The following is a 14,391-nucleotide window of genomic DNA, read 5'->3' on the forward strand; positions in this document are numbered from 1 at the left end:
TTAATAAATAGTCGATACCATCGCTTCACACTTAGTAAGAAAGCAAGAAGCCATGCCATCAAGGCGCAGTATAGTAATGAATAGTGCCATGGGAATCAACTAAAATTGCGACTTTTTTCGCCACCTTTGGTGTCCCTTAACCGATAAATTGATTTCGCAGTCTATACAAGGCTGCCCATACCGTTAGAATAGTCCTCTACTTTATCAATATCGACCTCATTATGCGCCCAAATGTCGCTCGCGTGGCCTTACCTGTGCCACTCGACAAACAGTTCGACTACCTAGTTCCTGCCCATCTGTTTCCAGTGGTTGGCGGAAGAGTGTCTGTCCCTTTTGGGCCAAAGACCTTGGTCGGTATTGTGATAGCGTTCAGCCACGAATCTGAATTTCCGATAGAAAAACTTAAGCCAATAAAAGCAGCGCTCGACAGCTCACCGGTCTGGTCTAAACCGCTGTTCGAGCTTATCTCCTGGTGCAGCCTTTATTACCAGTATCCGCTAGGGGACACGTTAAGTAATGCACTACCCGCCGCACTGCGCAAAGGTAAACCTGCAGAGTTTGCGGCGACGGTTGAATGGCACATCACGGAGTCGGGTAAAAATCAGCTCATCTCTGGATTTGGTCGCGCGGTAAAGCAAGCCAAAGTCATGAGTATGCTCGAAGCAGGGCCATGCTCGCATCAAGCCTTTGTCGATAATGATGTCAGCACGACCGTACTTAAGACGTTGACAGAGAAAGGCTGGATCACATCCATCGAGAAGCAGACGCAGTCCACCACTTGGCCAGAGGCGATCTGCAACGATCCACTCGATCTTCGCCTAAATGCCGAACAGGCAGTGGCTATCGCGTCCGTGAATAGCCAGACCGAATTTGGTTGCTACCTGCTTGAAGGGGTCACGGGCTCAGGTAAGACCGAAGTTTACCTGCAAATGATTAAGCCCGTATTAGAGCGCGGCCAGCAAGCTTTGGTTCTGGTACCGGAAATTGGTCTCACGCCACAGACTATAAACCGCTTTCGTAAACGCTTTAATGTGCCGATTGAGGTCATCCACTCCGGACTCAATGATACCGAGCGTCTCAATGCTTGGTTAAGTGCACGTGATAAGGTCGCCGGCATTGTTATCGGCACTCGCTCAGCACTGCTGACACCGTTTGCCGATCTCGGCATCATTATTGTCGATGAAGAGCACGATACATCGTACAAACAGCAAGATAGCCTGCGTTATCATGCTCGCGACGTCGCGGTAATGCGTGCGAACAAAGAGCAGATCCCAATCATCTTAGGCTCTGCGACGCCGTGTATCGAAACACTGCAAAACGCACTCGCTGGAAAGTATCATCATTTGATCCTCAGCCAGCGCGCAGGACTCGCCGTTCCGACCACCAATAAAGTGATTGATGTCAAAGGTCAGTTTCTTGAAGCTGGACTCTCGGCACCGCTTATCGCCGAGCTGCGCCGCCATTTAGAGGCGGGCAACCAGGTCATGTTGTTCTTGAACCGCCGTGGGTTTAGCCCTGCCCTGATGTGCCACGAATGTGGCTGGACCGCAGAGTGTCACCGCTGTGATGCGTACTACACCTATCACCAATCAAGTAATGAAATTCGCTGTCACCATTGTGGCTCGCAGCGCCCTATCGTCCATCAGTGTGAAGGCTGCGGTTCGCATCAATTGGTCACCGTGGGCGTGGGGACTGAACAATTAGAGGCACAGCTAGAGAGCTTATTTCCCGAATACAATACCATTCGTATCGACCGTGATAGCACTAGGCGCAAAGGCAGCCTTGAGGCCGCATTGGATGCGATTAAGAAGAATGAGTATCAAATCTTGATTGGTACCCAAATGCTCGCCAAGGGGCACCACTTCCCCAATGTGACGCTTGTGGCGCTGTTGGATGTCGATGGTTCGCTGTACAGCAGTGACTTCAGAGCCTCAGAAAGACTTGCGCAGCTCTTTATACAAGTTGCTGGACGTGCCGGCCGCGCCAGCAAGCCAGGCGAAGTACTGCTGCAAACTCACCACCCAGAACACCCGCTACTGCAAAGCCTATTGCACAAAGACTACCGACATTTTGCCGAAACGGTGATTGAAGAGCGTAAGCTAGCCAAGTTGCCTCCATTTAGCTTTTTGACTTTGGTTCGTGCCGAAGCCAACAACAGTAACGATGTCGAGAACTTCTTAAGGCAAGTACGCTACTCATTGGAGGCACATCCGCTCTTTGATAACGCCTGTATGGTGCTAGGTCCGACCCCTGCACCCATTGCGAAACGCGCCGGGAAAGCGAGATGGCAGCTGGTATTGCAAGTACCAAGTCGCCCGCAAATGCAGAAGATCATCAGCGCGGCCAAACCCGTGATTGCCCAGTTACCTTTAGCCAAAAAAGTGCGCTGGTCACTGGATGTTGAGCCGCAAGACCTCAGCTAAATGCCAATTCTTTACCCAAGGCACCAGGCACCAGGCACTAGACACCAGGCAAAATGGTTAATGACAAAACCATAAGCGGCGCTAGTTGTGATATGCTTCACAATTGTTTTGCAAAATCTGTTAATCAGGCCGTAACTTTCATTCGAGAAATGAATAATATTTAGTATTGGTTCATGATTGTAAAAATAGATCTTATAAATCTATTTACTAGATAAATTAATCATTTAACACAAGAATAACCTACAGGGAAAGATAACAATAAATAATAGAACTTCCCTACAGGTTCAGACATACAGAGAGAGGACACACGTTTATGGCGACAATGAAGGATGTTGCCCAGCTTGCAGGCGTCTCAACGGCTACGGTTTCGAGAGCTTTGATGAACCCAGAAAAAGTGTCATCTTCTACGCGTAAACGTGTTGAAGATGCTGTTTTGGAAGCTGGTTATTCGCCCAATTCACTCGCACGCAATCTTCGCAGAAATGAATCCAAAACCATAGTGACGATTGTTCCCGACATTTGCGACCCGTATTTTTCCGAGATCATTCGTGGTATTGAAGATGCCGCGATGGAACATGGTTACCTGGTATTACTGGGTGACAGTGGTCAGTCGAAAAAACGTGAAACCTCATTTGTAAATCTCGTGTTTACCAAACAAGCTGATGGAATGCTGCTACTTGGTACGGATCTTCCGTTTGATATCAGTAAGCCTGAGCAAAAGAACTTGCCACCGATTGTGATGGCGTGTGAGTTTGCACCAGAGCTTGAGCTGCCAACGGTTCATATTGATAACCTCACTTCAGCATTTGAGGCCGTTAATTACCTTTCGAATTTGGGTCATAAGCGCATTGCGCAAATCGCCGGTCCTGACACCGCATTTTTGTGTCGTTTCAGACAGCAAGGCTACCAGCAAGCGCTGCGCCGAGCTGGCCTGCCGATGAATCCAGCTTACACAGTCAAAGGTGACTTCACATTTGAAGCAGGCGCGCGATTGGTTCGCACCTTACTTGCTCTACCTGAGCCGCCAACCGCAATATTCTGTCACAACGACGTGATGGCGATTGGTGCTATGCAAGAAGCGAAGAAGCTCGGATTGCGAGTTCCTCAAGATTTATCTGTCGTGGGTTTTGATGACATTCAGTTTGCTCAATACTGCGATCCACCACTAACGACTATCTCTCAACCGCGTTATGAGATTGGTCGCCAAGCGATGTATATGATGCTAGAAGTCCTCAAGGGTGCAGACGTTCGTGCAGGCTCTCGCTTATTGGATACCGAACTTGTGATCCGCGACAGTGCGGCTCCTCCAAGAATCTTATAGTTGGCGCGATACTGACTTGCAACTTGACCTTGCGGTATTTACCATGAGGTCAGTGAGTTATTTCAATCAGAACCAATCTAAGTGGCAAACCGAGACTATGTAAGACGGGGCAAAGGCACCAGCCGTCGCCCTGCAAAAAAGAAGACTTCCGGTAAGAAACCCTGGCGCAGTGGCTTGCTAGCCATTTTGCTCGCCAGTGCATTTGGCTACGGGTTGTATTTACTGAGTAACGACCCAGAGCCATCCAAACCTGCTCCTGTGGCCACCACACCAGCACCTAAGCCGAAGCCAAAGCCAGCGAAACCAATTCCACCACCACCTGAAGAAAAGTGGGACTACGTGGAAACCTTACCAAAGCGTGAGGTTGAGGTGAAAGCCAAAGAGCAAGTGGTTTCCAAGATCCCTTACATCATGCAATGCGGCGCGTACAAAACGCTAGCACAGGCGGAAGCTCGTAAACTAGACATTGCCTTCCAAGGCATCTCGAGCCAGATCCGTAAAAAAGAAGGCAGCAGTTGGTTTAGAGTGGTATTGGGCCCTTACAAGCTCAAACGTGATGCGGAGCGTGATAAGCATAAGTTACAGCGCGCTAAGATTGAGCCTTGTGCTATTTGGAAAGAAGCGCAGTAAGTACTGAAGCTCACCAGCAAAAAACAACCAATAATCAGCCCCTCACAACAGGGGCTGATTTCGTTTACATCCCGAAAAACTCTTCCCCTTGAATTCCACTCTTCGCGTCCACATATCCATTCCATAACCAAATTAAAACCAAAAAGAGGCAAACGTCGTGACTACTATTGTATCTGTGCGTCGTAACAACAAAGTCGTGATCGCGGGTGATGGACAAGTATCCCTGGGCAACACCGTAATGAAAGGCAATGCCCGTAAGGTTCGCAGACTCTACAACAACCAAGTACTCGCAGGTTTTGCTGGCGGTACGGCTGACGCGTTTACTCTATTTGAACGTTTTGAAAGCAAGCTGCAAATGCACCAAGGCCACCTAACCAAAGGCAGCCGTTGAGCTTGCTAAAGACTGGCGCAGCGACCGTGCACTTCGCAAACTAGAAGCGCTCTTGGCGGTAGCGGATGAAACGGCTTCACTGATTATCACCGGTAACGGTGACGTGGTTCAGCCAGAAAATGACCTGATTGCGATTGGCTCTGGTGGTAACTTTGCGCAGGCCGCTGCGACTGCACTACTAGAAAACACTGAATTAGATGCGCGCGAGATCGCTGAGAAAGCACTGAAGATTGCTGGCGATATTTGTGTGTTCACCAACCATCACCACACTATTGAAGAACTAGAAAGCGACGCGTGATTCGCGCGTTCCAAAAACCAAATAGTGTCTGATTTTTTGTAAGGAATTAATTATGTCTGAGATGACCCCTCGCGAGATTGTTCATGAGTTAAACCGCCACATCATTGGCCAAGACAAAGCTAAGCGCTCTGTTGCTATCGCACTGCGTAACCGCTGGCGTCGCATGCAGCTTGAAGAGAGCTTACGTGCTGAAGTGTCACCAAAGAACATCTTAATGATCGGCCCAACGGGTGTAGGTAAAACCGAGATTGCACGCCGCCTAGCGAAACTCGCTAATGCTCCGTTTATCAAAGTCGAAGCGACTAAGTTCACCGAAGTCGGATACGTGGGTAAAGAAGTAGAAACCATCATCCGTGACCTCACAGATGTGGCGATCAAGATGACCCACCAGCAAGCGATGGAAAAAGTAAAATTCCGCGCCGAAGAGCAGGCGGAAGAGCGCATTCTTGATGCCCTACTACCACCAGCACGTGATGCTTGGGGTCAAAACGAGCAGCCAGATGACTCTTCGTCTAACACTCGCCAAATCTTCCGCAAGAAGCTGCGCGAGGGCAAGCTTGATGACAAAGAGATCGACATTGAAACCGCAGCACCTCAGATGGGCGTGGAGATCATGGCTCCTCCTGGCATGGAAGAGATGACAAACCAGCTGCAGAGCATGTTCCAAAATCTTGGCGGTGACACCAAGAAGAAACGCAAGCTCAAAATTAAAAGATGCTTTCAAAGCCCTTGTCGAAGAAGAAGCTGCGAAGCTGGTGAATCAAGAAGAGCTAAAAGAACAAGCGATCTATAACGTTGAAAACAACGGCATCGTGTTTATTGATGAGATCGATAAAATCTGTAAGCGTGGTGAAGCATCGGGCCCTGATGTATCACGCGAAGGCGTACAGCGCGATCTGCTACCACTGATTGAAGGCAGCACCGTTTCAACCAAACACGGCATGGTGAAAACAGACCACATTCTGTTTATCACCTCTGGTGCGTTCCAAGTGGCTAAGCCGTCGGATCTTATTCCAGAATTACAAGGCCGTCTGCCAATTCGTGTTGAGCTAGAAGCGCTGAGCAGCGATGACTTTAAACGCATCCTAACCGAGCCAAAGGCCTCACTGACAGAGCAATACATCGCGCTGATGAAGACGGAAGACGTCGATGTTGAATTTACCACCGACGGCATCCAACAGATCGCGGATGCAGCGTGGACAGTGAACGAGACTACCGAGAACATCGGTGCGCGTCGCCTTCACACTGTGATGGAGCGTCTAATGGATGAGATTTCATTTGAAGCGACTGACAAGCCTGGTTCTAAATTGGTGATTGATTCTGGCTACGTGAAATCGAAGTTAGGTGAGTTTGTTGAAGATGAAGATTTGAGTCGCTTTATTCTTTAATCTTTCCTTGATAAACCACAAAACGGCACTCATCGTGCCGTTTTTTATTTACCACAGTTCGTGACTTAAGTCCTTCCAGTAGGGATTGTTCGTCGTTACCAAGTCGTTCTTCCAAGCCCTTTTCCAGTGACGCAGTTGCAACTCTCTCGAAGCCGCCTCTTCCATTGTGTCGAACCACTCGTAATGCACGAGCTGATTAACTTGATACTTTTTAACGATACCTTCCGTCATACCGTGTTTATGTTTCCAAATGCGCTTCGAAAGGTCGGCTGTCACTCCGATATAAACCACACCACGTCCCTTTGAGGTCGTAATGTAAACACACGGTTTGTTAGTCTTGTTTGGGTTCATTTTGTTTTCTCTTGTTTCCCCTAGCCAAGCGCCACATGCTATACCGCTTAACCATGAAGAATTTCAGCGCACTTCACACATCCCTCAATATCATACTAATCCCATACTAAAACCATAATTAGTGTGCGTATTTAGCCACTTCCCATTTTGCCGTATACTTACTTTAAACAGTTCATTCATAGCGTAATCATGACTTCTTCTTTTCGTATTTGGCTCGATGCCGCAAGACCTAAAACATTGCCGCTGGCGCTGGTTTCTATCATCACCGGCAGTGCCCTTGCCTTTTCCAAAGGCGAAATGTCATGGAGTGTGGCGCTGCTCGCGCTGCTAACTGCGACTTTGCTGCAAATCCTATCTAACCTTGCCAATGACTATGGCGATGCAGTAAAAGGCACCGACAACGAAAACAGGCTGGGACCGATGCGCGCCATTCAGTCTGGAGAAGTCACGCAGCGAGAAATGAAAAAAGCCATCATCCTGAATGTGGTTCTGACTGTCGCTTCTGGGTTATTTTTGGTGCTACACGCCCTTGAATCGCTGCAAAACATCCTCGCCTTTATTGGTCTTGGCGTGCTCGCTATCGCAGCAGCTATCGCCTATACCGTTGGCAACAAACCTTATGGTTATGTAGGACTTGGTGACATTTCAGTGTTTATCTTCTTTGGTTTGCTTGGCGTCTCTGGAACTTATTTTCTTCACACCGGCCACCTAGATACGCTGCTCTTTTTGCCAGCCATTGGCTGCGGCCTACTCGCCGTAGCCGTGCTCAACGTCAACAACATGCGCGACATCGAAAACGACAGCGCTTGCGGTAAACGTACCGTTGCAGTACGTCTTGGTGAGCGCAAGGCTAAGTTGTATCATTTTGCCCTACTTGCTGTTGCGGTAAGCGCGTTTGCGATGTATCTGTCGGTGCAGCAGTCACCAATTTGGATAAGCCTGCCTTTTGTGCTGAGTCTAGTGGTTGTCATCAAACACGGTACCGCGGTATGGCAGACCACACAGCCAGCACAGATCGCCCCAATGATGCCAATTGTGGTGAAGTGCTCATTAGTCACCAACATCTTGTTTTCTGGTGTGGTTATAGCTCAAACTCTGATCACTTAATTGAGCCTTGTCATTGCATTGACCTATTCAACCGATATACTCGATTTATCCCTTTTGAAAACTGCATAGAAGAGCCGCCATGGAATACAGTACTTCAGCCCTATGTGATATCTACCTAGATCAAGTAGATGTTGTCGAGCCAATGTTTAGCAATTTTGGCGGCAGAGCCTCATTTGCAGGTCAAGTGACTTCCGTAAAATGCTTTGAAGATAACGGTGTAATACGCGACATTTTAGAGCAAGACGGCGTGGGTCGCGTTCTGTTGATTGATGGCGGTGGTTCACTGCGAAAAGCCCTTATAGATGCGGAAATCGCTCAATTAGCAGAGGACAACGAATGGGAAGGCATTATTGTCTATGGCTGCATTCGTGAAGTCGACGAGCTTGAAGACATGAATTTGGGCATCCAAGCGCTGGCCTCTATTCCTGTTGGTGCGGCGCAGTCAGAAGTCGGGGAAGTGGATGTGCCAGTCAACTTTGGTGGTGTCACCTTTTTACCAGAAGACTACGTCTATGCCGATAATACGGGGATCATCCTGTCACAAGAACCACTCGATGTAAGTTTTGATGACGAAGAGGCTGAAGAAACCGAAGAGTGATTGCGTAACAGCAAACACAAGAACAAAAAACGGGAGCATCATTGCTCCCGTTTCTCTATTTATCTGTCTATTAACGAACGCGTCTAGTCATTACCAAACAAGTCACGCGTATACACTTTATCCGCGACATCTTCCAACTCTGGCAACATGCGGTTAGAGATAATCAAGTCAGCTTCTTGCTTAAAGGCATCCACATCTTGAATAACACGCGAGTGGAAGAAATGCTCTTCTTTGAGTACAGGTTCATAAACGATGACCTCAATACCCTTAGCTTTCAAACGTTTCATAATGCCCTGAATGCTCGATGCGCGGAAGTTATCCGAGCCCGACTTCATGATCAAACGATACACACCCACCACCTTAGGGTTACGCTTCATAATCGACTCGGCAATAAAGTCCTTACGAGTGCGGTTTGCATCCACGATGGCACCGATGATGTTGTTCGGCACTTCTTGATAGTTCGCCAAAAGCTGCTTAGTGTCTTTTGGTAGGCAGTAACCGCCATAACCAAAAGATGGGTTGCAGTAGTGGCCTCCAATACGTGGGTCTAGTGCTACACCTTCAATGATTTGACGCGTATCTAACCCGTGGGCTTCCGCATACGAATCAAGCTCGTTAAAATACGCCACACGCATCGCTAGATAGGTATTGGAGAACAGCTTCACTGCTTCCGCTTCAGTCGAGTCGGTATACAGTACATCAATGTTTTCTTTCTGCGCGCCCTCTACCAGCAAGTCACCAAACACTTTGGCGCGCTCACTGCGCTCACCAATAATGATGCGAGATGGATTAAGGTTGTCATACAGAGCACTGCCTTCGCGCAGAAACTCCGGAGAGAAAAACACATTGTCAGTACCCAGCTCTTCACGAACGCGTACCGTATAGCCAACTGGAATGGTCGATTTAATCACAATCACTGCATCCGGATTCACCGCAATTACATCTTTAATGACAGCCTCAACAGAGCCTGTATTAAAGTAGTTAGTCTGCGGATCATAATCTGTCGGCGTAGCACAATCACATAGTCAGCACCGCGATACGCCAACTCTTTGTCCAGCGTTGCCGTGAAGTTGAGATCGTCTCGCTTTAGAAACGCTTCAATTTCGCTATCGACAATCGGTGACTGCCTATTACACAGCATCTCGACTTTTTCTGCATTGATATCGACCGCTACTACCTCATGGTTTTGAGCCAGTAACATCGCATTCGATAGGCCTACATAGCCTGTTCCCGCAACTGCAATTTTCATAGTTCTGTCTTTTAATTTGTTTGTGATTTGTTGACGTTAGATTGAGCCCAAACTAAGTCACCAATGCCATCAGTAGGCACAAAGCCCGTTGGTGCTTGTAACATGAGCTGTCGCAACGCTTGTTGATCATAATCTTGTGCCGCTTGCTGCAAATCGTCAAGTAACTGATTGTATTCGGCTTGCTCCATTGATACCTCTTGGGCGGTCATGATGCGATCGTGAGACGTCTTGGAGACACTATCGCCAATCAGAAGTTCTTCAAACAGCTTTTCACCCGGTCTTAAACCCGTATAGAGGATTTCAATGTCGCCCTCCGGGTTAAGGTCATCTTTCACCTCAAGACCCGACAAGTGAATAAGGTTTTTCGCTAGGTCAGAAATTCGAACTGGCTCCCCCATATCGAGCACAAATACGTCACCACCCTTTGCCATCGCGCCAGCCTGAATCACCAGCTGCGCTGCCTCAGGAATGGTCATAAAGTAACGAATAATGTCTTTATGAGTGACCGTAACCGGTCCACCTTTGGCAATTTGTGCGTTAAACAAAGGGATCACAGAGCCGGAAGAGCCTAATACGTTACCAAAGCGCACCATAGAAAACAGGGTTTGATGCTGCGTCTGGTAGCCTTTAGCAAGTGCTTGCAACCCCAATTCCGCAAGACGCTTTGTTGTCCCCATGACGTTTGTAGGACGAACCGCCTTATCAGTTGAGATTAACACAAATGATGAAACCCTAGCTTCAATAGCAGCACAAGCCGTTCGATAAGTGCCCAAAATATTGTTGTTCACCCCTTCAGACACATTGTACTCAACGAGTGGAACATGTTTGTATGCGGCGGCATGATAAACAGTATCGACTTTAAACTCAGACATCGCCTTTGTTAGTCTTTGCTGGTCTTGTACATTCCCCATGATAGGGACAACTCGCGTACCGATTGTGGAATGTCTTAACTCCCGATCAATACTATAAAGAGAGAATTCAGAAGCCTCAAACAGCACCAAAGTCGTTGGCTCATGCTTTATAATCTGCCTACACAGCTCTGAGCCAATAGAACCACCAGCGCCAGTAACCATCACCGTTTTGTGCTTAACGTTTTTTTCTAGCAAACTCTGGTTCGGCTCCACAGGATCACGACCAAGTAAATCTTCGATAGCCACTTCTTTTAACTGCCCTATCTGATATTCGCCGTTAACAATATCGCTCAAGTTGGGAACAGTCATTACTTCCACAGGGAACTTTGATAAACGCTCAATCACCGCCTTACGCTCGCTTCTTGAAGCAGAAGGCATAGCAAGAAGTACTTTCTTGATGTTGTGTTTATCAATCAGTTTGCTTAGATACTTAGTTCGGTAAATCGTCACACCCTGAATAGTGGTTTTGTGCATTTTCCGATTATCATCAACAAAAGCAGAAACCCGATATTCTTCTCCTTGAGAGAGGACATTATTTAGCTCTCTTCCGGCTTTGCCCGCGCCATAAATGAGAACAGGTGTGCGTCCAACAGCCAATAAATCTGAAATTAAAAAGCGAACCAACAAACGAGAACCGCCACTCAAGCACATCAAGAATGTCGCATAAATGACGGGGACTGAGCGAGGGAGGAAAACCTGAAAATAGTATGAGAAAAGCACAATTGATAGCGCTGACACGGCTGAACCAAAGGCAATGATAACTACGGCCTGCAGACTAAGGTATCGTAATACTGCACGATACAAGCCTATATGGACAAATGTCGCCAACGTGACCAAAACCACCGCGAGCAACACATACCAGTACTCGTGGTCAAGCCAAAACTGTTCGACTGCCCCATTCTAGAATAGAATGCAGCCCAAAAAGAGAGCACGATAAATGCGATATCAACTATCACACTCACTACTCTTTTTATTGATCTAGGCATAGCCCAGATAGGATCTAGAGAAAACACGAATAGACCTCTATTCAAAATTCAGCATTACTGCACGCCATGCTTTATCAAAACGGTTCACTCTTAAATGGAAAAGAGCAAAAACTGCCATTCCTAAGCGAGTTAAATGCCATAAAAGTCCTTATACCACGACACAAACTTATCAACGCCAGTTTTGATATCAACAACCGGCTTGTAACCTGTCGCTTTATATAGCTCCTCCGTCGATGCCCATGTTGACGGAACATCACCAGGCTGCATTGGCATATAGTTCTTTTTCGCCTCCACGCCCAAAGACTCTTCAATAGCCTCTATAAAGTCCATAAGTCTAACAGGTGACCCATTACCAATATTATAAATAGAATAAGGGGCATCACTGCTGTTTGGCGTATCTCGCGTTGCATCATCCTTTACTGGAATAACACCTTGGACGCGGACAATTCCCTCAACAATATCATCGATATATGTGAAATCACGGTACATATCACCGTGATTGTATACATCGATAGCTTTGCCCTCAGCAATCGCCTTAGTAAACTTAAAGGGCGCCATATCGGGGCGACCCCAAGGTCCATAAACGGTAAAGAACCTTAATCCAGTGGTTGGAATACCATATAGGTGGGAATATGTATGAGATAAGAGCTCGTTAGCCCTCTTAGTTGCAGCATACAGAGATACGGGATGATCTACTGCGTGGGACTCCTTAAACGGTTGCTGTGTATTCATGCCGTAAACTGAACTACTGGATGCATAAATTAAGTGTTGAACATTATTATGACGACAGCCTTCCAGAATATTGATATGTCCAGCTAGATTGGCGTCGGAATAGGCATTCGGGTTCTCGAGGGAAAAGCGCACACCCGCCTGAGCGCCTAGGTGAATCACCTTGTCAAACTTCTCAACCTGAAACAAAGAGGCTACAGAAGCCTTTTCAAACAAATCTAAAGTTAAAAACGTAAAGTTGTAGTGCATTTTTAGCGACTGAAGTCGCTCTAACTTTAAGTTTACATCATAGTAAGTATTCAGGTTATCTATGCCAACTACTGTATGCCCCATCTCACATAATCGATGTGCAACGGCGGCTCCAATAAAACCAGCAGCTCCCGTGACTAAATACTTCATAAATTTACCTTAACTCTTAAACGGCACTAGAGAGAGCCGTTGCTCTTCATTTTGTTTCTTAACCACAACGCATGCCACTACCGACAAAGTTGCAAATAGGCATATGCTCTATTTTGAGACTAGCGAATTGCATCCCCAGAACCACTGCCCGTGACTGTCATCAATATATACTTGAAGTATGACTTCAATGTCAGGTTATCAATCATTTTCTTATCCGTTTCAGCGAGAAGTTGTGGTGTAGACATATCGATGTTCTGCACTTGCCCCAAACCGGTTATGCCAGGTCTTACGTCATAAACACCCAAAGAATCACGCTCTTTAATCAGTTCATGTTGATTAAACAGATTGGGTCTTGGTCCCACCAAACTCATTTCACCTTTCAAAACATTGACCAACTGCGGTAACTCATCGAGCTTTGTTTTGCGCAAAAACGGCCTAATTTAGTGATCGAAGCTTGGCTGGCCAAATGACTCGCGACAGACTCAGTCTCCACAGACATAGTCCGAAATTTAATGAGCTTGAACGGCTTTTTGTAACGCCCGACCCGCTCTTGAACAAAAATAGGTGAGCCGGTATCAAAAAAACCGACGAGTATAACAACCAATAAAATAGGCCAAAGAACAATAAGCCCCAAAAAGGCTGCAAAAATATCTAACAATCGGATCATATTCACTTACTTACTTTACGCAGAGACATCATAGCCTGCTTCATTGTGACCGGTGGTTTCCATCCAAGAACTCGCCCAGCAAGTGAGGATTCTACCTCCAAATTGCCAAAAAGCTGTTCAATTAATGAGGTTCGACCTAACAAACGACCAACTAACCGCATAAGACTAACCGGTATCGGCACTTGATAGACTTTTTTCCCTATACCCTCTGCCATTAAACTCGTAAACTCTTTAATAGAAACCGTATCATTATCAGAGACTAAAAAAGTGTTGTTGGGCGCTTTAGGATGCACAGCGCACGTAATCAAAAAATCAGTGAGGTTATCTACTGCGATGAAGTCACGTCTATTGGTTGCCCCCCAAAGGGTAAAACAGGCACCTTAGTGATTAACTTGAGCAACATGCCAAAGTTGCCTGGGGCGTTAGCTCCATAAACCAATGGAGGGCGCACGATAACAACTTCTAGTCCAGTATCTTCAGCAATTTTTTTAAGCCCAAGCTCTGCATCTAATTTAGATTGGGCATACGGGTTTTGCGGATCTGCTTCATCATGGCAGCAAAAAGGAGACTCTTCCGTAGACGAGCCATTTACACCAATTGAACTAACAAAAACAAAACGCTCAACGCCAGATTTGGCCGCTTCTCGAGCGAGATGTAACGTGCCTTCTGTATTGATTTCCTGAAAATCTTGTTGAGTCTGATGCCTATTGTGAGCTACGCCAGCTAAGTGAATCACAGCTTTGACTGAATCAAACGCCCCTGCCCAGCAAGTAGTGCTATCGATCCCACCACTAATAACAAAGCGCTCTAAATGAGCAAAGTCATCCATTATTTCACTGTTTTTACGCTGAACTAAACGAAGCTCATATTGCTCTGAGAACGTCTCCACCAAGTGTCGACCAACAAAACCAGAGGCTCCTGTAAGTAATATTTTCATTCCAAC

General features: G+C 46.8%; 8 protein-coding genes and 5 pseudogenes. 7 read left to right on the top strand and 6 right to left on the bottom strand.

Features of this window, described 5'->3' with window-relative positions; all coding sequences use genetic code 11:
• Positions 1-221 precede the first annotated feature (221 nt).
• The 5 genes and pseudogenes from priA (at position 222) to hslU (ending at position 6,451) form a co-directional block, all read left to right on the top strand.
• Positions 222-2,423 (top strand): primosomal protein N', encoded by a 2,202-nt coding sequence (gene priA, locus TZ48_RS04585; RefSeq protein WP_112478398.1) that lies wholly within the window; start codon positions 222-224, stop codon positions 2,421-2,423.
• 313 nt (positions 2,424-2,736) lie between these two features.
• A complete protein-coding gene (gene cytR / locus TZ48_RS04590) occupies positions 2,737-3,744 on the top strand; it encodes a DNA-binding transcriptional regulator CytR (protein WP_112478399.1) in 1,008 nt (335 codons plus the stop codon).
• 81 nt (positions 3,745-3,825) lie between these two features.
• Positions 3,826-4,374: an SPOR domain-containing protein gene (locus TZ48_RS04595; protein WP_112478400.1), complete on the top strand. Its 549-nt coding sequence runs from the start codon at positions 3,826-3,828 to the stop codon at positions 4,372-4,374.
• A gap of 157 nt (positions 4,375-4,531) precedes the next feature.
• Positions 4,532-5,063 (top strand): annotated as a pseudogene (gene hslV, locus TZ48_RS04600) (ATP-dependent protease subunit HslV).
• 52 nt (positions 5,064-5,115) lie between these two features.
• Positions 5,116-6,451 (top strand): annotated as a pseudogene (gene hslU / locus TZ48_RS04605) (HslU--HslV peptidase ATPase subunit).
• Positions 6,452-6,499: 48 nt separating this feature from the next.
• On the opposite strand, the gene TZ48_RS04610 reads toward hslU, so the two are convergent.
• Complete coding sequence (locus tag TZ48_RS04610) at positions 6,500-6,802, bottom strand: GIY-YIG nuclease family protein (RefSeq protein ID WP_112478401.1); 303 nt, start codon at positions 6,800-6,802, stop codon at positions 6,500-6,502.
• Between the two features lie 189 nt (positions 6,803-6,991).
• Here TZ48_RS04610 and TZ48_RS04615 point away from each other — a divergent pair, with 189 nt between their 5' ends.
• Positions 6,992-7,909, top strand: a complete 918-nt coding sequence (locus TZ48_RS04615; protein WP_112478402.1) for a 1,4-dihydroxy-2-naphthoate polyprenyltransferase — start codon at positions 6,992-6,994, stop codon at positions 7,907-7,909.
• A gap of 79 nt (positions 7,910-7,988) precedes the next feature.
• Positions 7,989-8,507, top strand: a complete 519-nt coding sequence (gene rraA / locus TZ48_RS04620) for a ribonuclease E activity regulator RraA (protein WP_112478403.1) — start codon at positions 7,989-7,991, stop codon at positions 8,505-8,507.
• Positions 8,508-8,590: 83 nt separating this feature from the next.
• On the opposite strand, the pseudogene TZ48_RS04625 reads toward rraA, so the two are convergent.
• The 5 genes and pseudogenes from TZ48_RS04625 to TZ48_RS04645 form a co-directional block, all read right to left on the bottom strand.
• Positions 8,591-9,756: pseudogene (locus TZ48_RS04625) on the bottom strand (nucleotide sugar dehydrogenase).
• An 11-nt stretch (positions 9,757-9,767) separates the two neighbouring features.
• Positions 9,768-11,522, bottom strand: coding sequence for a polysaccharide biosynthesis protein (locus TZ48_RS04630; RefSeq protein WP_420822920.1), 1,755 nt, complete (start codon positions 11,520-11,522; stop codon positions 9,768-9,770).
• Positions 11,523-11,782: 260 nt separating this feature from the next.
• Complete coding sequence (locus TZ48_RS04635) at positions 11,783-12,781, bottom strand: NAD-dependent epimerase (RefSeq protein ID WP_112478404.1); 999 nt, start codon at positions 12,779-12,781, stop codon at positions 11,783-11,785.
• Between the two features lie 119 nt (positions 12,782-12,900).
• Positions 12,901-13,448: pseudogene (locus TZ48_RS04640) on the bottom strand (sugar transferase).
• Between the two features lie 2 nt (positions 13,449-13,450).
• Positions 13,451-14,385: pseudogene (locus TZ48_RS04645) on the bottom strand (NAD-dependent epimerase/dehydratase family protein).
• Positions 14,386-14,391 lie beyond the last annotated feature (6 nt).

The sequence above is a fragment of the Vibrio variabilis genome, from assembly GCF_003263785.1.
GTDB lineage: Bacteria > Pseudomonadota > Gammaproteobacteria > Enterobacterales > Vibrionaceae > Vibrio > Vibrio variabilis.